Source organism: Mesorhizobium sp. M1066 (genome assembly GCF_040318635.1).
Taxonomy (GTDB): Bacteria; Pseudomonadota; Alphaproteobacteria; order Rhizobiales; family Rhizobiaceae; genus Mesorhizobium.
Window position 1 is genome coordinate 29,806 of the sequence record NZ_JAMYMR010000040.1, and the last position, 19,346, is coordinate 49,151.

Sequence of the window (19,346 nt, forward strand, 5' to 3'; positions counted from 1 at the left end):
GCTGCCTCTCCTGTGTAGAGCAGGAAGACCCTCTCTCATGTGCCTTTATCCTTCCACTCTCCTGGAGAGACGGAAAGCATGACGGCTGAGAGGGAAAAAGAGCTGAGTACTATCGATCCGGTGGAACTACGGCGAACATTCGGCACCTTCGTCACGGGCATCACGGTGGTGACGACGCGGGACGAAGACGGTTCGCCGCGCGGCATGACCGCGAACTCCTTCACCTCCGTTTCCCTTGAGCCGCCTTTGCTGCTCGTCTGCATCGGCAAGAGCGCCAGCAGTTTTCCGGCGTTCAACACCGCCGAAAGCTTCGCCATCAACGTTCTGCACGATCGCCAGAAGGAAGTAGCGAGCCTCTTCGCTTCCAAGGCGATCTCCAAATTCGAGACGATAGCCCATGCCGTGGTCCACACGGGCTCGCCGGTGCTCACAGACAGCCTTACCTGGTTCGATTGCACGGTGCATGACCGCATCGAGGCGGGCGACCATGTGATCCTGATCGGGCGGGTGCGCGCTTTCGGCACCAGCCCTGCCGCGCCGCTTGGGTTTTGCCGGGGGCGCTATGTGTGCGTGGAAGACCCGATGCCGCCCGGCTGGACGCCCTCCCATCGGATGATCATCGGCTATCTGGTTGAGCATGAAGGCCGCATCCTGCTGCGCGACGATGGAGCGGGAGGCTGGGAACTGCCCACGGCAACGCACCGCAAGCCGGGCGATATGCTCAGCTTCGACGGCGGCGGCGTGGTTGCGCCGCTCACCAGCGATGCGTTCCTCTATTCGGTCTTCGACGTGGCGGACCAGCAGCCCGGTTATGTCGTTTACCGTGGCGCGCTCGCCGGCCGGCTCGACGAAATACCGGATCTCTCGCCGTCGCTAAGATTTTTTGCCCATGAGGAACTGCCCTGGGAAAGCATCCCGATCCGGCAGATACGCTCGACACTGCGCCGTTACCTGCATGAGCGCGCGGACTCACGCTTCGGCATCTATGTCGATTCCAGCGATGGTGGCCGGGTTGCGATGATAGACGGCGCGCCTCGACCCTGGCGGGCGGTGAACGGGTTGGCCGCCGATCAAGAAATCGCGGAAGGATGAGTCGATGAACCTCAGGGTGAAGGTGATCGAAGGGTCGCGTCAGGAACTTTTCATTGCCGGCGAACGCGTCGCCCTGCGGTCGGGACGCTACATACCAAGCTACGTTCCGACCAACGCGACGCCTTGGTACGAGTTTGCCGATACCGGGGCGGATGATGTCGATGCCGCAGTGCAGGCAAGCGCGGCGGCTTCGAGGTCATGCGGGAATTCTCCCGGCTGAAGAATGTCGTCGTCGACTACTCCGGCGTCACGCAGCACCCGTTCGTAATCCGTTTGCGCTGATGCCTCATCTGACAAATCCACTGAATATCCAAAAAGGTCATCGCCATGAAATTTTCCGTTTCCCTGAACATGGAGAGGTTTAGCCCCGACAAGGATATGCGCGAGGTGGCGGCTGAAACGCTGGAACTGGTGCGCATGGCCGATGCCGGCCGCTTCGAGACCGCCTGGACGCCCGAGCATCACACGATCGAATTCACGATCGCCCCCGGCCCGTTCCAACTGCTGGTCTGGTGGGGCGCGCATACCGAACAGATCAGGCTTGGCACCGCCACCATCGTCGCGCCGTACTGGACCCCGATCCGCCTCGCCGGAGAGGCGGCACTTTGCGATCACCTGACGGGAGGGCGCTTGGAATTCGGCATCGCCCGCGGCGCCTACCAGTATGAATTCGACCGTATGGCCGGGGGCATCCCGCAACAGGAAGGCGGGGCCTACATGCAGGAGCTGCTGCCGGCGGTCCAGAAATTATGGGCAGGCGACCACGCCCATGAAGGGAAGTACTACCACTTCCCGCGGGCAACCTCGGTTCCGAAACCCTTGCAGCAGCCCAACCCACCGATCTGGGTCGCGGCGCGCGATCCCAGCACATTCGATTGGGCGGTGCGCAACGGCCACAACATCCTCTCCACACCGTTGTCGCGGCCAGTCGCGGAAGTCGGCATTCTCGGCGATAAGTTCAAGAAAGCGGTTCAGGACCATCCAGAGGTCCCGAAGCCGCGCTTCATGATGCTGCGCCGCACTTGCGTCTATGAGCGGCCTGAGGACTGGGAACTGCCGGTTCGCTACAGCTATCAATATGGTCGCAGCTTCGAGAACCTGTTCCAGAACATCGGCACGGTGAAGAACGGCTTTCCTGAAGCGGTCTCCTACGACACCGTTGGCAACAGTGGCGACTACGATCCGCAATCTATCCGCGCCAATCTGCTTTTTGGCACCCCGGACGAAGTGATCGAGAAGCTGATGGTCTATGAAGCGGCGGGCGTCGATCAGTTCTGCCTGGGCCTTGCCTTCGACCTGCCGTTTGAAGTGCAGAAGAAATCGCTCGCGCTGTTCATCAAGGAAGTGATGCCCGTCTTCGAGATGCGCGAGAAGGAAGCGGCAAGGGAAAAGTCGCGGGTTATCGCCTGATGGGAAGCGTCGCGCCATGATCGTCGAGGAACGCATCTACAAGATAAAGGCCGGCCGTCTGGCCAGGTACATGCAGCTTGTCAGCGAGGAAGGCCTTGCCATCCAGCAGCCAATCCTGGGCAATCTGATCGGCTATTTCCGTACCGACATCGGACCCCTCAACCACGTTGTGCATCTGTGGGGCTACAGCGACCTGAACGACCGCGCCGAGCGCCGTCAACGGCTGGCTGACGATCCAGCGTGGCGGGCGTTTACCGTCAAGCTGACAGAGAACATCGAGACGATGGAAAACCGGATACTGGTCCCGACCGACTTTTCACCACTGCGATAGGTTCAAACCTGGATTCCCAAGTGTCCGACACCGAAAGTATCGAGGATCTGATCCGTGGTCATCACCCAGCCGTAGTTGCGTGCGAATGCGTCGAGCATCGCGCGCCGACTGGGGGCATGATTGGAAGAGACGGCATCCTCCGCGACAATTGTCGGATATCCGAAATGCACGGAGTGACGACTGCTATCTTCGACGCACATTTCGGCCACTGTCCCGACGAAGATCAGGCTGTCCACCACGAGCAGCTTGAGCGTCGCGGCGAGATCCGTGGCATGGAAAGCGCTGAAATAAATCTTATCCAGCACGATATCGCCATGCTGCGGCGCAAGCTCATCGATCACCTCGGCAGCATCGCGCATGCCCTCGACATCGCCGTAGGAACGCATGAAACCCCGCACGCATGCGTGGGTCGGCGTATCGGTCAACTTGATCCAAGCAAGTTTGCCGGCGAGACCGTGATACAGGGGATCGGCAATGTACCGCGTGAAAACCACCGGCTTGCCGTTGCCGCGAAACGCCGTAATGAGCCTGCCGATCGCAGGTATGGTTTCGCGCGCGGATGGCACCTCCATCGGGGCACGTTTGCGCACGAAGTCATTCTGCATATCGACGACTACAAGGGCAGGATTTTTAAGTGAGGCCAGCACGCCGTTTCTCCGCACAGGCGTCCCGTACTATACCTATCCGGGCACCGGAGAGCTTATATCATCGAACCCGCGAGCCGTATGCTTTCCTTCGTAGCATTGGGCTACGCAGGCATCCTGCCGAACGGGGGAAGACGGTTGCCTCAGTTCTATCTTCATTAACCAGGACCGTGGCTCTGGAATGCGGCTGACAATCGCACGCCAGGCCAAGAGTGGAGGACAGGTGTGACGGATCGCATAACGGTCGAGGGCGTGTACAAGATTTTCGGCAGATCGCCGGAATTGGCTTTGGGCATGCTGAAGTCTGGCGCGACAAAGGAAGCTGTGCTCCAGAAGACCGGGCAGGTCGTTGGTTTGAGCGAGGTATCGCTGTCCGTTCCTGCCGGTTCGATCTACATGATCATGGGCCTTTCGGGCTCCGGCAAATCCACGCTCGCGCGATGCATCAATCGCCTCATCGAACCAAATGCCGGTCGCATTCTGATCGACGGCGAGGAAATCACCGGCACCAGCGAAGCGCGCCTGCGTGAAATCCGCCGAACGCGCATTTCCATGGTGTTCCAGCACTTCGGCCTGCTGCCGAACAGGACGGTGATGGAAAATGCCGAGTTCGGCCTGAAACTGCGTGGCGTGCCTGCCGGCGCGCGCAGGAAAAAGGTGATGGAAGTTCTGGAGGTCGTCGGGCTGGCATCGTGGGCCAACCATCTTCCCGGTACGCTGAGCGGCGGCATGCGCCAGCGCGTCGGCTTGGCCCGCGCTCTCGCCACGGATGCCGATGTGCTGATCATGGACGAGGCTTTCAGCGCGCTCGATCCTCTCATCCGCAGCGAAATGCAGGACGAGTTGCTGCGCCTGCACAGGACTTTCCAGAAGACCATCCTGTTCATCACGCATGATTTCCAGGAGGCGTTGAAGCTCGGAAGCCGCGTCGCCATCATGGCAGACGGAATGGTCATGCGCGAGGGAGTTCCCGAAGAAATCGTGACCAAACCCGGGAACGACTACGTCGCGGCGTTCACCCGCGACGTCAACCGGGCGCACCTATTCGATGCCACGTCCGTCATGGTGGAAAGCAGCCCGCTCCGGTTCGATGACCGTGCGGCGGCGAACCTCGATGGCGATGGCGAGCCGATCTTCATCGTGGACGATTCGATGCAGGTCATCGGTGTCGTCGGGCCGCACCAATTGTCGCGCCTCCCCGATGGTTCGGCGGTTCAATCACTGATGAGCAAGGATTATCAGACGGTATGCGGCTCGGAAAAGCTGTCGGTCGTCGCCGGCCTTTGCCACAGAGGTAGGCCGATAGCGGTCGTTGACGAAGACGGCCGGTACATGGGGCGTGTCGATCCTCTCCAAATCCTGTCCCGCATCGGTGCTCCAGCGGCGACGCCCTCGCAATCCCGGAGCGCGGAGGCCTAATCATGCTGGATGTCGATAATCTCTATGTCATCCCCCTGGACCAGTGGATCCAGGTCGGCGTCCGCTGGCTGGCGATGCATTTCCGGCCATTGTTCCAGACCATCAAATGGCCTGTCGAAACTCTTCTGACGGCGATCGACCATGGGCTCCAGGCGATTCCCTTTCCGATCCTGATCGTGATCTTTGCCCTTCTCGCATGGCGAGCCGCCTCGCGTGGCGTGGCGCTCTTCACGCTGATTTCGCTGGTTTTGATCGCCTTCATGGGCTTGTGGGCTGAAGCGATCACCACCTTGTCGCTTATCGCCACGGCAATCGTGGTTTGCGTCATTATTGGCATTCCGATCGGCATCCTGTGCGCGCGCAGCGATCGCGCCTGGACCATTGTGCGGCCGGTCCTCGATGTCATGCAGACGACGCCCAGCTTCGTCTACCTGGTTCCGGTGGTCATGCTCTTCGGTGTCGGAACCGTTCCGGGAGCGGTTGCGGTGATCGTGGCGGCAATCTCGCCGCTGATCCGTTTTACCAATCTTGGAATACGCCTAGTCGACAAGGAAATGGTCGAGGCGGGACGCGCCTTTGGCGCCACCGACACCCAGCTCCTATGGGAGGTCCAGCTTCCGTTGGCGCTGCCCACCATTCTCGGCGGTCTGAACCAGACCGTGCTGATGGCGATGGTCATGTCGGTGATCGTATCGATGATCGGGGCCGAAGGGCTGGGACTTGTCGTCCTTCAGGGACTGGGACGGCTTGATGTCGGCATGGCTGCCGTCGGCGGTATCGCCATCGTCTTGCTCGCCATGATCCTTGATCGCATCACCCAGGGCCTGGCCAACCGGGACAGGGCAAAACCGACGCGAGGCATCCGGGCGGCCATGATGCAGCTACTGCGTCCCGGAAACGAGAAAGCAGGGAGTTTCGAAACGAAGCACCAGCAGGTTTGAAAGCCGTCGCGAAGGCGGAACGTCACGACAAATATTACAACAAAGGGGAAATACATGTTGGCGAATTATCGATACCGCAACGGGCTGACGATGGCCATGGCCATTGCAGCAACCGTGATGGGCGGGCAAAGTTTCGCGCAGGATAAACCCGGCGAAGGCAAGACCATTCGCTTTTCGTCCTCCGACAGTTTGGGCGCTAACTATATTCAGGACCAAATCCTGATGGCGGGCCTTGAGAAGCTCGGTTACGATGTAAAGTTGTCGACCATGAATATGTCGGCGATCCTGCAGGCCATTTCGCAGGACGACCTAGACATGACCGGCGACATCAACTGGCCGCAGGCCGAGCCTGCTATCGCGCAGATCTCGGACACCGTCGAGCTTATCAACGAAGGCACCATCGCGGGTGGCGGCATCAATGGCTACATGATCGACAAGAAGACCGCCGAAGCCAACAATATCACCAATTTCTCGCAGTTGAAGGACCCTAAGATCGCAGCCCTGTTCGACACCGACGGCGATGGAAAAGCCAATCTGGTGAATTGCGATCCGGCCTGGAAGTGCGGTGATGTCGTTGATTTCCAAGTCAAGGAATTCGGGCTGAGCGATACGGTACGCTCAATCCGGGCGAAGTACGAGCCGTTGATCGGCGAGGTCTTCGCACGAGCCGACCGCGGTGAGCCGATCCTCCTCTACACTTGGAGCCCGTCCTGGATCGTCTATCGGCTGAAGCCCGGCAAAGACATAGTGTGGCTGCCGATTCCGTATGACGCTCTCCCCGAGGGAGTGTCGAAACCGAAGACGCATGAGGTCAAGGATGTGGTCGGTTGCGCGGGCAACCAGAATCCCTGCCGGATGGCGGTCGGTCCGTGGAACTGGCGCACGCTTGCCAACAGGGATTTCCTGACCGACAATCCCGCGGTCAAGAGATTTATCGAACAGGCGAAGTGGTCTCTGGACACTTGGAGCAAGTGGGAAGGTGACCTCGGGGCCGGTAGCAAGACCGACGCTGAGATCAAGAAGATCGCCGCCGACTGGGTTGCCGCGAACCAGTCCGAGTTCGATACTTGGGTAAAGAATGCGGCGGCGCCTGGAAAATAATCCGGCGCCACTTCAATTTCAAGACCAATCCTGGCGACCAGATCGAAGTCGGCAATGGCTATTCGTTCGACCGGGAGCCCGGCGACATCGGCACATACAGTGCGCAAGCCTGCGACCGCGGTGGCTTTGGTGCGCGATCGACCTGCACCAAATGGGCAACTTTCGACTGGAACAGCGGCGCGCAGGAGCAAGAAGAGGAGCAGTGATCAACTTTCTATTGACTGGGTGTTGTTTGACTTGTCAGCGGATTGAGCGACAGCACACAAACATTGACATGTGCGACCTTCGCCTCAAGCTGATCTTCCCGTCTCGAATCCGGCGCACCCTTGGTGGAACCTGGAGTGTGCCGGTTTATCGATCTCGCCCTTCTTCAGTATTCAACGCTAGCGATTAGAGAGCCGTCCTTCGCAGCTTCGACTTTTTCCGGATGCCCGCTTAGGACTCGCAGCGGACGGCGGCCCCAAGTACGTCCTCCCATAAGCAGCCAGTCTGCTTTCGTGAAGAGTTTCGGGCGCCAGCAGCTTGACGCCAAGCTGCGCCGGCACGTGCGCGAAGAAATCAGGGAGATCCAGACCAAGCTCGGGCTGACTGTTGTCTATGTTACGCACGACCAGGAAGAGGCGCTGGCGGTTTCAGACCGGATTATCGTCATGAACAGGGCGGTGGTCGCGCAGGACGGTACGCGACGCGCCCCAAATGCAGGCGGCAAGAATACCGGCGCCGAGCATTGCCTTTTTTATCATGTCTAATTCCTCCCTAAGTTATTTGACTTATGAAACCCGGATAGGCTGAAAATACAAGTTGGAAGGGTGGGCGGCTATGTGCCCAAGGCCGGGTTCCCGTGCGCAAGGCGGTAAATCAGCCGACGGGTTTCATGAAAGGCCGTGCGGTCCCGCGTTAGGCGCAAGAGGATCCAAGGACCGCCAGAGCCTTAAAAACAAATTATGAAAGAGAGCGGAGCAGAGAAGGTCAGAGAAGCGCACAAATGCGAGTTTGCGGAGATTACGACGATCTTTAGCCGGATAGCGCAAATGCGCGTACCCAGGGCAGGGCGGAAGTCGCGGGCAGCCTGCGCCACCGCCACGCCCCCTCCTTCACCAGCCTCACTGGCTCAAGCTTGAACTCGCGGCTGAGTTGCTCAAAACTTCAGCCCGTCCCTTCCGGCCCTTCGGACGGCGCTTAGTCGCAAACCGAGATGTCGGCGCGGAGATCAACGCTTCGAGCGTAACCTGCCCACACTAAACAGCGGAGCCGCTCAGCGCGATAAGACCCGCATCGAGGTGATCCGCGATGTGGACGCTGCTTTACTCGAAGGTCGGATAGACGCGTTCTATCAACCATTCCTGTGCCTTGACACCCGCGCGATCGTCGGCGTCGAGGCGCTATGCCGCCTCGCAAGCCCGATGGCGAGATTGTTTCGGCCGCTGTTTTTCACCAGGCAACCTCCGATGTCAGCGTCGCCTCGCATCTGACGGAAGGCATGATGTCGATCGTCGCAGCGGACGCACGCTCCTGGCTGATCAAGGAATTCCGCTGCAGCACGGAATTCAGGTACGAACTGAGGCGAGACGCTAAGGGGTGGAGGGTGGTCGACCCTACAGACTGGCCTTCCGGCTGAGCCTGAAGGTCGCGCTGCGGTTGGCCTGGGAATCACCTATGCGACGGACCTGACGATGCTGCTGAACGCGAATGCCATGAAGGGCAGGCTCACCTACGGAAGGTTCAAATGATGGCGACCTTGGTTCAACCCTACGGTCTACGTCGGGTCTGGGAGGGATTGGCGATTTGACCAACCAACCGAACATAGTCGGTCTCCGGCCGACCGTAGAAGCCGTCCGCACACGCCTTAAGGCCGTCGCGGTCTCGAATTAACACTTCGCCACGTCGAGAGTAGATAAGACCCAGCCCTTCCAGCATTTGCAGCCCAATTGTGACCCCTGGGCGCCTTGTTCCGAGCATGATGGACAAAAATTCGTGGGTTATTGAAAGGGGGTTACCGTGGACCCGATCATCGCACATTAGAAGCCATCGTGCCAAACGCTCCTGAAGATCCGCTCTCGCATTGGCCAGGGCCGTATAGCTGGTCTGTGTGTGAAAACATTGGACATAGCGCAGAAGGAACGGTCGCAACGTGGGGCTGTTCGCGAGAGCCGCCTTGAATGGTTCAGCTCCAATCAGGAAAGCGCTGCCGGGCGACTGGACGTAGCATTCGTGGGGGGCATAGTCAGCCCCCATGACTAGCGCGGCACCAGTCATTCCTTCAAATCCGATAAGCCCCACCTCGGCTTCCTTTGCTGAGGTTGTGGCGACCACCGAAGCGATGCCGTCCTCCAGGAAGTAAACCGTCTCGATGTCGGAATCGGCTTTCTCCAGGTTCATTTTCAAATTGAGGGCACATCGCTCAAAATGTGGCTGCAAAAGCCCCAGGTCACCAGGGTCAAGCCGACGCAGCAATTCATTTTTGTAGGAGTCGTTCTCTGCATTGGTCATGGCTCAATCCCGCTTGGGGCAAGAGCTTTCCAATCTCCTCGCCGTCCGCGCCCGTAGAAACGTGCAGACGATCCAATGACCCTTGGTCCTATTGCGCGATAATGACAGCGGATAGCGAATCGGTGCACCTGGGTAGTCCCCCACCCACTCAATACCGAACACCTGCGCGACGAGTAGAGTTGAAATCGTACAAAACGCTGTTTGGTACGGAACCAACAATTCACGGATTACGTCGTATTGCTTCTACCAATTCTTGAACACTTCATTAAATTTTCATTATGCCACTTCACTGGTTCTCCCCTCCGGTGCCCATCAGGCGCGAGCAGACCGGCCTAACCGACCGCGTCAGCAACGTGGAATCCGCTGCCGAGCATCTTCTCGAATGGACAAAGCGGGGACCTAAGTGGACCGTTGCCGTGCGCGCCTGTCACGCCGCTCTTGCCAATGAAGCGACACCTCAGGAGGCCAGGAGGTGCTTTCGGCTTGCTGCTATGGAGGAGGGGAAGCTCCGAACGGCTCATGAAGGGGCTGACTAGGTCCCTCTATCACTAAGCACCCCTCGGCTGCACCTTGAGGGAGAACTCCGGGGGCAGTTAAGGGATGCTATCGGGTGGCACTTAGGGGGTTCCCTCAGGGGTCAGATCAGGTGCCACTTAAGACATCCCTAAGGAAAACCATCCGGGTAGGGGACCGGGGCTTAGAAGAAACGGCGAGATCGATGCTAGGGGCACGGGTCTTGGGGACTTCGATGTTCGGGGTTTCTCATGGGCCACCGAAGCAGAAGCCAGGGGATCGGCGAGCGTCCAATGGCAGCCGCCTGCACCTCTGATCCCTGGGCAACTGTCAGAAGGACAGCAAAGGCGACGGCCGCAGCACAGTCATTGAGCAAGCTTTCAGACTCTACCAGCAGGCTGAGGCGGGGCTCGACTTTCATCTCCTTGAGGCGGCGATTACAGAAACCGGGTCGGTGGCGGCAATCGAGGGCCAAACAGAGAAGCGCCCAGCCAATTCCAGCCGACTATTAGATGCACCCCGGTGGCGACAATCGCACCGGTCAAAAGCACGCCTGGAAAGGCCAGTGTCAGGCTTAACAGGAGATTTGCGAAACGGCCTCCATTTCGGCTGCGGCGCAGCTTCAAAGAGATCAGGGGAGGTAACAGAAGCGTGAAGATCAAATCCGGATTCAGTGCCAGGTTGATCGGACCCAAAAGCGCCAGGCCGGTTCCTGCGGCCACCAACCCAACGCTGTAAGGCAGTTGCAGGCGCAGCGAAATCATCGCCACGACACATGCGATGAGCAGGATGAGGCCGATCTGACTGGCAGACATTCGTGAGTCGCAGAGGCTGAGCGCCTTACTTATCCCGGCATCATTAGATACATGATCCTCCCGAGAGCGCCAAAGAGCAGCGCGAAGGCGGCGATCGATTGGATAAAGAAGCCGGGGTACCGCTTCAGCGGCGCCGACCTGTAACCGATGAAGTAGGCAATCCTTCCGATTATCCAGAGCAGCCCCAATACAGCCGCCCATGACGCGCTCCAGTAGACCGCGAAAAGCCACATCGACGGCAGGAAGATCGGCAGCCATTCGACCGAGTTTGAATGGGCGCGGATAGTCCGTTCAAGCAGTGGATCGCCGGTCATGGTCGGGGCGAGAAGCCCCGTTCTCTTATGAGTTCTGGCGACTGTCAGCGCCATCGAAAACAACATCAGACTGCAAAGCAGCGTCACAATAGCCACCAAGAAGTACCGTTCCATGATTGCCTCTCTCATCGCGAAACAGGTAGGCAAGCAAAGGTGGTCGCAACTGGCAAGCTGCAATTGCCGTAACAGTCCGCGTAGACCACCTCGCCGTCGCGGATTTCGTATTCCACCCTGTCGAGGGAATGGGTGCCTAGAGCGTCGCGGCGGGTCCCCTATTCCGGCGGATCCTCGGCCAGCGTGGCCTCGGCGATCAGGTTGCTGGTTGTCGTATCCGATCGCGGGAACGAGATGCCTGCGGCCTTGCGGACAGACTGCGGCCGCCATCGCATCCAACGAGATAGTCCGCCCGCAGCGGCCGACCGTCGTTGAGGTCGACATCGACACCTGTGTCGTCGCTATGAGCGTGGCAACCGTCTCTCTCTCTCTCTCTCTCTCTCTCTTCCTGTTGCCGGTGCTTCATGAATCCATTCAGGACCCAATCGAGGAATATCGTCCCGGCGCCGGCGACTGCCAGGACGAACATTCCGCCCGCTATGGCGAGATCCTTTTCGAAATGCAGCAGTTCATTTTGACTGGCAAAGTTGGTGTGGAACAGGGCTGCCGTTGCCAGACAGAACAGTCCGAGCGAAACCGCGCCCAGGCGCGTCAGCAAGCCAAGGCCGACGGAAAGGCCTGCACCCAGCTGCAGCCCTATGGTGGCCACGAGAAGCGGCAGGCTCACGCCGAGTGCCGCCATGGCTTTCGCGGCGCCGGGAAGAGGTCGGAGAATACGTTTGCGGAATCACCACGGAAGCGGTCGACGTGTGTTCGGGTTACCCTAAGACTGATCACTGTAGTGTCAGACGCCCGTTCCCCGCCAACTTACCACTGGTTACGGCCGGCCATGGTGTTCTGGTCAGAGTGGCGTGTCTGGCTGCTGTGGCTTTATTTCCTGCGGGCGGTACCTGCCCGCGTTGCCGCCAGCGTCCAGTATCATTCAGCCCGCATTCGGCATCGCCGCATGCCCGACTGAGGTATAGATAAGATTGCTATAGCTCACTTTTTTCAATATCGTGAGCTATAGCAAGGCGTTCTATAGCTCATGGCATGGAATTGGGAGCAGGCCGACTGGCCGCATTTTACCTACGACAAGATAGCATTGGACCCGCTGGAAAGCGAGTTCCTATTGCGATCGGGCGAGTTCCTCGGCGTCTTTCGTCACGTCGGTTCCGAGGATCGCGATCAGATCCGCATCGAGCTAATCAGCGAAGAGGCCTTGAAGACATCCGCCATCGAAGGGGAATACCTCAACCGCGAGAGCCTGCAATCGTCCTTACGAAAGCAACTTGGGCTTGGAGGTGAAAATAGACGCATTCCTCCAGCGGAGCGAGGCGTCTCCGAAATGATGGCCGACGTGTACTTGCATTTTGCGGAGCCGCTTTCGCATCGCACCCTCTACGCCTGGCACAAGATGGTAATGTCGGGTGAACGGCGCATCGAGACTATCGGCAGTTATCGCCAGCATGCCAATGCGATGAAGATCGTCTCCAATCGGCTGGACAAGCCCAAAGTGCATTTCGAGGCGCCGCCCTCATCGCGCGTGACGGCCGAAATGGACGCCTTCACGATCTGGTTCGATGACACCGCTCCCAAAGGCAAGACGCCGCTTCCCGCGCTGACGCGCGCCGGCATCGCGCACCTCTATTTTGAAAGCATCCACCCGTTCGAAGACGGCAACGGCCGCATAGGACGTGCCCTTTGCGAAAAGGCGCTGGCGCAAAATCTTGGCGAGCCTAGCCTCATCGCACTGGCCTATACGATCGAACGTCACCGTAAGGCCTACTACGACAGCTTGGAAGCCAGTAACAAAGGCAATGCGATTACCGGCTGGCTGCTCTACTTCGCCGCCACGATCCTCGAAGCGCAGCGCGTAACGCTCGCCCGCGTCGAGTTTTCCGTCGCCAAGGCCAAGTTTTACGAGCACCATCGGGGTCAGTTCAACGAGCGCCAGGAAAAAGTCGTCGCCCGAATGTTCCGGGAAGGGATTGACGGCTTCAAAGGCGGCCTCAGCGCGGAAAACTACCTCGCCATCACCCAGACATCGCGCGCGACGGCAACTAGGGACTTACAGGACTTAGTCGCCAAGGGTGCGCTAACAAAAACCGGTGAACTCCGACACACACGTTACACGCTGAATATTCGTGACGATCGCCCGTAAATCCCATCAGGAGGTGGTGGAATGGGTTACGCGCGACAGGAAACCTAAGAAGAAGAAAGGCGGCGCTATTCTCGCGGTCAGGTCACGGCTTAGGCCGGTGGACATCTACTGTTATCTGAAAGCTCGCTTTGGCGAACCGAACGGTTTTCAAGACTTCCTGCGCAAGGATGACAGCGATAACTGAGTACACTGGGACTACAGCCTCAAGGCCGGCGAGACCGACGTGTATATCTTGGGCATGTCGCGCGAGATTCATATCATGGTCGGCGAGGCGCTCACGCACCAGCAGTGGCGGGACCGCCTAAAGGCACTCACACCGGAACAGCGTTCGGAGATTGCTAGAACGGCAGCGGTGGGCCTTGCCCCCGATAAGCCCACCCTTGCGGGCACTGGCGAGCGGCTTCTTATCTTCTGCCTCGCCGGTAGCCAGATCGACAATCGACTTCGCCAACTGGTTCGGGTCGCGCGGGCGCTTGGGATTGCTCATGGTCGTATTGCGCCTAACGTCTTTGCCACATCGCCATCAAAATATACCCGCGCTACGAGGCCGCAGGCTGCGGCGTAGGAATCACATTCGGTTCCATCAGGCAGGGCATCTTGATAAGCCGCCGGCACTTCAAACCGCCAGACATCGACCTTGTGTTGCTGGCCCGGTGAATAGTCCTGCAAGCCGACAATCAAGATTGGGGAGGTGTGGTCGCCTCCGGGCGGCACGAACCGATAGCGCTGATTTGGCATCATCATTCGGCTAGCATATAGGAGTTCGGCATGTCGCGCGACAGTCCGTTGACACCGATTGACGGCGGGTCAAATTTCAAACTGACCCACTACCGACGAGTAGATCAAATACACAATTGCGATAAGACGTTCTACCATTTCCGGTTACGAGGTCCTATGTCTGAAGTGGACTGGCTCAGCCATCTCTTGCAAATCATTACCGTCACCGGCCAGCTTGAGGTCCGTTGCGCCTACGGTGCGCCGTGGCGCGTTGCCTGGAGCAAGGCTGCCGCGAACGAAATTCCCTACCACATCATAGTCAAGGGCCGGGCCATTTTGGAGGATCCGGAGACGAGAGCAGCAAGGGAGCTGGTGAGCGGAGATATTGTGCTGCTGCCTCACGGCGCGGCGCACGTGCTGCACGACGGTAGCGGGCAAACACCAATCCGTACCCACGAACGCTGGGGGTCTGCCGGATGGATGCTGAGCGAGAACGATGGCCAGGAGGGCGAGCAACTCGATCTGTTGTGCGGACGATTTTTCATCGCGCCGCCCCATGATCGGTTGATCCGCAATTACATGCCTGCGAATCTGGTGGCGCGGGCCATGGACAGCCGTGGGGAAGACGGTATCGACTCCGCCTCCAGCCAACTGGCCAGCCTGGTGCGGCTGATGCGAATGGAATCCGTGGGAGACAGAGCGGGAGGACGGGCTATTCTCAACGCCCTTTCTTCGGCCCTGTTCACCTTGGTACTGCGCTCGGCAAGCGAAGCAGAGAAAGCGCCCGAGGGTTTGTTAGCCCTGGCCGGCCATCCGCGATTGGCTCCAGCAATAGCGGCGCTGTTTGCCGATCCAGCGCGGTCCTGGAAGCTGCCTGATTTGGCGGACTTGTGCGGCATGTCTCGGGCAACGTTCATGCGGCACTTTCAAGCCAGGCTTGGTTGCTCCGCTCTCGACCTGCTGACCGATCTTCGCATGAGTCTGGCCGCCAACGAGTTGAAGAAGCCAGCAATCAGCACTGAGGTTGTAGCCGAAACGGTCGGATATCAATCCGTTTCGGCCTTCCGCCGCGTGTTTGCCGAACGGATGGGAATGACGCCGGGAGAATGGCGCCGCCTCGCACAGAAAAGCGAGGCGCGCGCGGGTTAGGATCCATACGCGCATTGATCCTTTTGGGGATCATATTGAGGCAATCAAGTCTCGATATTTGCACTTTTGGCCGTAGATTGAGCTCCGTAATCACTTGATGAGGGAGCCACCCAATGAACTGCATCAGCATCGCCGCCAACGAACCGGCAACCGGCGCAGCCGCCGAAATCAACGCGCGAACCGAGACAAGCGGAAACATTCTCGCACCGCAATCTTCCCATTCGCCCACGCGACCGACGCCGACGAACGCCGTCATCGAAACCATCCTGAGCCGTAGTGCCGCCAAGTACTACGACCCTGCCGCCACGCTGACCGACGATCAGATTAACGACCTGGTGCGGATCGGCACTTCCGCGCCGACATCGTTCCACCTGCAGAACTGGCGGTTTATCGCCGTGCGAACGCCTGAGGCAAAGGCACGGCTGCGTCCGATCGCCTGGAACCAGCCCGCGATCACCGACGCCGCTGTCACTTTCATCATCATCGGCCAGCTTGCCGATGCCAGCACCATCCCTGACCGCCTGGCACCGGTAGTGGAGGCCGGCATCATGCCGCCGCACCTGGTGCCGGAATGGGAAATCCCCGCTCGTGGACTGTATGACGATCAGCCCCAGCGGCAGCGCGACGAAGCGGTACGCTCCGCGACCTTTGGCACCGCGGCGATCATTTACGCTGCCCGCTCGCTGGGTCTGGGCTCGACGCCGATGATCGGTTTCGACGCAGAGGCGGTGCACAGCGAGTTCGGCCTGGCCGAAGACGAAGTGCCGGTCATGCTGTTGACCGTCGGGCCGGAGCGAGCTGGCAACTGGCCGCAGAAGCCGCGCATGCCGGTGGCCGATGTTCTGGACTTCGCGTAATCCTTCATCAAATCAGCAATTTACGGAGAATATGATGGCAAGAACTGCTGTTTTGAGGCCGGAACAGGTGCCGGCTGAATCGAAGCCGACTCTCGAGGCCTTCACCAAGAACATCGGGTTCACCCCGAATATGATGGCGGCCTTCGCGCAGAGCCCTATAGCGTTCAACGCGTGGGCCACCCTGCTCGGCTCCCTGAGCAAAGCGCTGGACGTGAAGACACGCGACAGCATCGGCCTTGCGGTCTCCGAGGTGAACGGCTGCAACTACTGCCTGACCGTTCACAGCTTCACGGCCGAGCATATGGCTAAGTTGCCGGCGGATGACGTCATTCTCGCTCGGAAGGGTCACGCCAACGACCCCAGGCGGGACGCAGCCTTGCAGTTCGCGCGCAAAGTCATCGTGACCCGGGGGCACGTCAGTGACGACGATCTGAAAGCTGTCCGCGAGGTTGGCTACACCGACGCGAACATCATCGAGATCGTCGCGCTGGTGGCCATGTACTCGCTGACGAACTTCTTCAACAACGTGTTTGATCACGACAAGGACTTTCCCGCCGTTACCCCGGCCGGCTCGATCTGAGCTCCGTCCCTGCCGCAACCTCGTGAAGCCGTTGGAACAATCACATGAACATTCTCCATATTGATGCCAGTCCGCGTCAAGAATCGCGTAGCCGCGAGCTTTCGGCGGCGATTGTCGAAATGCTTCTCGAGGTTGCGCCCGGTGCCAATGTCACTCGGCGTGATTTAGGGACTGAACCCTTGCCTCACGCCGAGGCTGACTACGCGGTCACACTGTCGTCGCCGGCCACCTTGGCGGCTCCGTTGAAGGGCGCTCTGGATCTTTCCGAGGCGCTTATCCAGGAAATCGAAGCGGCCGATGTGATCGTCATCGGAACACCGATGCACAACTTCACCATTCCCTCGGTCCTCAAGGCCTGGATCGATCAAATCCTGCGCGTCGGTCGCACGATGAAGTCGACGCCGGCCGGGAAGGTGGGAATGCTCCGGGACCGTCCAGTGTTTATCGGCGTCGCTTCCGGTGGCATCTTTACCGGTGATCGAGCCAACCAGCCGGACTTTCTCACGCCCTATCTGTCGCTGGCACTTAGCTCCATTGGGCTTAAGACCCAGCAATTTATCTCCCTACAGGCCACCGCGTTCCTCGACCGGGATCAGGCGGCACTCGCAAGGGAGAAGGCGCTCGCCGCGCTCGACCTGACGGTCATGGGAGAGTTTCGAGGCGTCCACTGTCGCCCCGCGGTGCTCTCGCGATGTTCCCCTGCTCTGGAGAGCATCGCGCTAGGAGCATTCTGAGCGCGCGCCGCCCGCATCATAACCCTCCGGCCGCCCCCGGACTATTAACATGAGGTCTTTTGATGATTCTACCAACCGGCACGCTTCCTCAACTCGGCGACAGGATCACCGGCAAATCAGCACCGCCCGATAACAACGCCGTCCGCGAATGGATCGGACCAGAGGCGTTCGAGCATTGGGCCGAACTGCGGAACTGGATCAACGAAGACTACCTTGGAGTTTTCGCGCCGGACTGGCTCTACGGTGGCAAGAACCGGGGTTGGTCCCTGCGCTACAAGAAGACCAAAGCGTTCTGCACCTTAGTGCCGGAATACCGGCGGTTTTCGGCTGTCGTGGTCATGGGGGGAGCAGAACGAGAGAAGTTTGAGGAGCGGCGCTATGTCTGGCGCCCGCAATTGGTCAAGCTCTACGATGAAGCCAACACATACATCGACGGAAAATGGCTGACGATTGCCATCGCATCGGCAGATGATCTGCATGATTTAACGAAGCTTCTGACTATGAAGCGCCCGCCAGGTGTCTCGTCGGCATCACACAGCAATTCATCATCAAGGTCGTCGCGAAGGCGTCGAGCCGATAGCTAACTGCGTGAGAGAAAGAAAAGACCTTCCACGCCTGCAATTTACCCCGAACCAACAAATCACTAAGGAGACAATTCCCATGAAAGCGATCGTAGTGACGGACCAGGCTGCAGGAACCGCCGGGATGAAGCTGGTGGAGCGGCCCGAGCCCCAGGCGGCAATAAACGATGTCGTCGTACAAGTTCATGCGGCGGGATTCGTCAACACCGAACTGGAGTGGCCCTCGACCTGGGCCGATCGAGCCTTCCGTGACCGGACCCCGTCGATCCTCGGCCATGAGCTGGCCGGTGTGGTCATTGCGCTCGGCTACGGCACTACGGGGCTGTCAATCGGTCAGCGGGTGTTCGGCCTCGCCGACTGGCATCGCGATGGCACGGTCGCCGAGTATGTCGCCATGGAGGCACGCAACCTCGCGCCACTGCCCGGCGACGTCGACTTCTCGGTGGGTGCGAGCCTGCCGATCTCTGGCCTGACCGCCTGGCAGGGACTGTTCCAGCATGGCCGCCTGAGGGCGGGGCAGAGCGTTCTCGCGCATGGCGCGGCCGGTGCCGTCGGTTCGATGGTGGCGCAGCTTGCAAGGGAGGCCGGAGCCTATGTCGTCGGCACCGGACGCGCCGCCGACCGCCAGAAGGCGCTCGACTTCGGCGCAAATGAATTCGTCGACCTCGGAATTGACACGCTGGAAGACGTCGGCGGTGTCGATCTGGTGTTCGATGTCATCGGCGGCGATGTTCAGAAGCGGTCCGGAACGCTGGTCCGGGCCGGAGGAACGCTTGTGACAGTCGTCGGACCAACGGATATTCGACCTGCAGATGGCCTGGCAGTGGACTTCGTCGTCGAGGCTGATCGAACCCAGCTTGCTGAGATAGTTCAGCGAATCCGGGATGGACGACTGCGGACGAATATCGGCAAGGTATCGAGCCTGGATGATGCCGTCGTCACCTTCAACTCGACCGAGCGACGCACGGGAAAGACGGTTATCCGCGTTCGTCCGTGAATGCTCAGCAATGATGATGGGCACGCGCATCAAGCGTATTCGCAGCGCTCGCCCTGCCATGATTCATCTTGGCAGATTGGTCCCTCACGTGAGTTGCTTGGAGGCTTCCTACAAGATGCGCGGTGATGCAGTCGGTCATGTCGGTGAGAGCGTTTATGCTCTCGCAGAACGGCAGTTTCCCGCAATCAAATGCCAATCGCGGACAGCCTGTCTCGGCCGAAAGCCCGCCGGGCGGCAACGCGTCTGATATCGTATTTTTGAGATCAACTCTGCCGCTTCCTGTTGGCCGAAGTTGCCAATTGGCACCCAACAATCATGCGCCGAGCGCGGCCTTGCGGTCGATTACCGCTCGGTGTGGGAGTTCGTCCACGCCGAGAAGCTCAGTCACAAAAAAAGACGCTGAT

At 59.3% G+C, this 19,346-nt stretch carries 23 protein-coding genes and 3 pseudogenes; 19 read left to right on the forward strand and 7 right to left on the reverse strand.

What is annotated here, in order from left to right; genetic code table 11:
* Positions 1-78 precede the first annotated feature (78 nt).
* From NKH52_RS29895 to NKH52_RS29910, 4 genes are all read left to right on the forward strand, one after another.
* Positions 79-1,092 carry a flavin reductase gene (locus NKH52_RS29895; RefSeq protein ID WP_352735990.1) on the forward strand — a complete coding sequence of 338 codons (1,014 nt, stop codon included), beginning with the start codon at positions 79-81 and terminating at the stop codon, positions 1,090-1,092.
* 4 nt (positions 1,093-1,096) lie between these two features.
* Entirely contained in the window at positions 1,097-1,312 is a 216-nt protein-coding gene (locus NKH52_RS29900) for a hypothetical protein (protein WP_352735991.1), read from the forward strand.
* A gap of 107 nt (positions 1,313-1,419) precedes the next feature.
* The gene (locus tag NKH52_RS29905; RefSeq protein ID WP_352735992.1) at positions 1,420-2,502 is read left to right on the forward strand and encodes an LLM class flavin-dependent oxidoreductase; all 1,083 of its coding nucleotides are present in this window, start codon (positions 1,420-1,422) and stop codon (positions 2,500-2,502) included.
* A 16-nt stretch (positions 2,503-2,518) separates the two neighbouring features.
* On the forward strand, positions 2,519-2,833 hold the full coding sequence (locus NKH52_RS29910; protein ID WP_352735993.1) for an NIPSNAP family protein: 315 nt from the start codon (positions 2,519-2,521) through the stop codon (positions 2,831-2,833).
* Between the two features lie 2 nt (positions 2,834-2,835).
* On the opposite strand, the gene NKH52_RS29915 is transcribed toward NKH52_RS29910, so the two are convergent.
* Positions 2,836-3,480, reverse strand: coding sequence for a cysteine hydrolase family protein (locus NKH52_RS29915; protein WP_352735994.1), 645 nt, complete (start codon positions 3,478-3,480; stop codon positions 2,836-2,838).
* Positions 3,481-3,702: 222 nt separating this feature from the next.
* On the opposite strand from NKH52_RS29915, the gene NKH52_RS29920 reads away from it, so the two are divergent.
* The 6 genes and pseudogenes from NKH52_RS29920 (at position 3,703) to NKH52_RS29945 (ending at position 8,556) form a co-directional block, all read left to right on the forward strand.
* A complete protein-coding gene (locus NKH52_RS29920) occupies positions 3,703-4,896 on the forward strand; it encodes a quaternary amine ABC transporter ATP-binding protein (protein WP_352735995.1) in 1,194 nt (397 codons plus the stop codon).
* Between the two features lie 2 nt (positions 4,897-4,898).
* Positions 4,899-5,837, forward strand: coding sequence for an ABC transporter permease (locus NKH52_RS29925; protein WP_352735997.1), 939 nt, complete (start codon positions 4,899-4,901; stop codon positions 5,835-5,837).
* A 54-nt stretch (positions 5,838-5,891) separates the two neighbouring features.
* Positions 5,892-6,938, forward strand: a complete 1,047-nt coding sequence (proX, locus tag NKH52_RS29930) for a glycine betaine/L-proline ABC transporter substrate-binding protein ProX (protein ID WP_352735998.1) — start codon at positions 5,892-5,894, stop codon at positions 6,936-6,938.
* The gene (locus tag NKH52_RS29935) at positions 6,905-7,144 is read left to right on the forward strand and encodes a hypothetical protein (protein ID WP_352735999.1); all 240 of its coding nucleotides are present in this window, start codon (positions 6,905-6,907) and stop codon (positions 7,142-7,144) included. Before proX ends, NKH52_RS29935 begins: the two co-directional genes overlap by 34 nt.
* Positions 7,145-7,459: 315 nt before the next feature.
* A pseudogene (locus tag NKH52_RS29940) lies at positions 7,460-7,627 on the forward strand (ABC transporter ATP-binding protein); the annotation flags it as partial.
* A 695-nt stretch (positions 7,628-8,322) separates the two neighbouring features.
* Entirely contained in the window at positions 8,323-8,556 is a 234-nt protein-coding gene (locus tag NKH52_RS29945) for a hypothetical protein (protein WP_352736000.1), read from the forward strand.
* Positions 8,557-8,687: 131 nt separating this feature from the next.
* Here the strand turns inward: NKH52_RS29945 and NKH52_RS29950 are convergent, their stop codons facing one another.
* Positions 8,688-9,428, reverse strand: a complete 741-nt coding sequence (locus NKH52_RS29950) for a Crp/Fnr family transcriptional regulator (protein WP_352736001.1) — start codon at positions 9,426-9,428, stop codon at positions 8,688-8,690.
* A gap of 278 nt (positions 9,429-9,706) precedes the next feature.
* Here NKH52_RS29950 and NKH52_RS29955 point away from each other — a divergent pair, with 278 nt between their 5' ends.
* Complete coding sequence (locus NKH52_RS29955) at positions 9,707-9,964, forward strand: DUF982 domain-containing protein (protein ID WP_352736002.1); 258 nt, start codon at positions 9,707-9,709, stop codon at positions 9,962-9,964.
* Between the two features lie 414 nt (positions 9,965-10,378).
* Here NKH52_RS29955 and NKH52_RS29960 read toward each other — a convergent pair whose 3' ends face one another.
* From NKH52_RS29960 to NKH52_RS29975, 4 genes and pseudogenes are all read right to left on the reverse strand, one after another.
* Entirely contained in the window at positions 10,379-10,756 is a 378-nt protein-coding gene (locus NKH52_RS29960) for a cation:proton antiporter (protein WP_352736003.1), read from the reverse strand.
* Positions 10,757-10,785: 29 nt separating this feature from the next.
* Entirely contained in the window at positions 10,786-11,184 is a 399-nt protein-coding gene (locus NKH52_RS29965; RefSeq protein WP_352736004.1) for an MAPEG family protein, read from the reverse strand.
* A 74-nt stretch (positions 11,185-11,258) separates the two neighbouring features.
* Positions 11,259-11,542 (reverse strand): annotated as a pseudogene (locus NKH52_RS29970) (FAD-dependent monooxygenase); the annotation flags it as partial.
* Between the two features lie 51 nt (positions 11,543-11,593).
* Positions 11,594-11,878 (reverse strand): annotated as a pseudogene (locus NKH52_RS29975) (DoxX family protein); the annotation flags it as partial.
* 333 nt (positions 11,879-12,211) lie between these two features.
* Here NKH52_RS29975 and NKH52_RS29980 point away from each other — a divergent pair.
* Both NKH52_RS29980 and NKH52_RS29985 read left to right on the forward strand, forming a co-directional pair.
* A complete protein-coding gene (locus NKH52_RS29980) occupies positions 12,212-13,327 on the forward strand; it encodes a Fic family protein (RefSeq protein WP_352736005.1) in 1,116 nt (371 codons plus the stop codon).
* Positions 13,311-13,511, forward strand: coding sequence for a hypothetical protein (locus NKH52_RS29985; RefSeq protein ID WP_352736006.1), 201 nt, complete (start codon positions 13,311-13,313; stop codon positions 13,509-13,511). Before NKH52_RS29980 ends, NKH52_RS29985 begins: the two co-directional genes overlap by 17 nt.
* 299 nt (positions 13,512-13,810) lie before the next feature.
* Here NKH52_RS29985 and NKH52_RS29990 read toward each other — a convergent pair whose 3' ends face one another.
* The gene (locus NKH52_RS29990) at positions 13,811-14,071 is read right to left on the reverse strand and encodes a hypothetical protein (RefSeq protein ID WP_352736007.1); all 261 of its coding nucleotides are present in this window, start codon (positions 14,069-14,071) and stop codon (positions 13,811-13,813) included.
* Positions 14,072-14,221: 150 nt separating this feature from the next.
* Between NKH52_RS29990 and NKH52_RS29995 the strand changes: the two genes are divergently transcribed.
* From NKH52_RS29995 to NKH52_RS30020, 6 genes are all read left to right on the forward strand, one after another.
* Positions 14,222-15,193, forward strand: a complete 972-nt coding sequence (locus tag NKH52_RS29995) for an AraC family transcriptional regulator (RefSeq protein WP_352736015.1) — start codon at positions 14,222-14,224, stop codon at positions 15,191-15,193.
* A 113-nt stretch (positions 15,194-15,306) separates the two neighbouring features.
* Complete coding sequence (locus NKH52_RS30000; protein WP_352736009.1) at positions 15,307-16,050, forward strand: nitroreductase family protein; 744 nt, start codon at positions 15,307-15,309, stop codon at positions 16,048-16,050.
* Between the two features lie 34 nt (positions 16,051-16,084).
* The gene (locus NKH52_RS30005; RefSeq protein WP_352736010.1) at positions 16,085-16,630 is read left to right on the forward strand and encodes a carboxymuconolactone decarboxylase family protein; all 546 of its coding nucleotides are present in this window, start codon (positions 16,085-16,087) and stop codon (positions 16,628-16,630) included.
* Between the two features lie 44 nt (positions 16,631-16,674).
* Positions 16,675-17,364 (forward strand): FMN-dependent NADH-azoreductase, encoded by a 690-nt coding sequence (locus NKH52_RS30010; RefSeq protein ID WP_352736012.1) that lies wholly within the window; start codon positions 16,675-16,677, stop codon positions 17,362-17,364.
* Between the two features lie 62 nt (positions 17,365-17,426).
* The gene (locus tag NKH52_RS30015; RefSeq protein ID WP_352736013.1) at positions 17,427-17,948 is read left to right on the forward strand and encodes a DUF3788 domain-containing protein; all 522 of its coding nucleotides are present in this window, start codon (positions 17,427-17,429) and stop codon (positions 17,946-17,948) included.
* 76 nt (positions 17,949-18,024) lie between these two features.
* The gene (locus NKH52_RS30020) at positions 18,025-18,942 is read left to right on the forward strand and encodes an NADP-dependent oxidoreductase (RefSeq protein WP_352736014.1); all 918 of its coding nucleotides are present in this window, start codon (positions 18,025-18,027) and stop codon (positions 18,940-18,942) included.
* Positions 18,943-19,346: the final 404 nt, after the last annotated feature.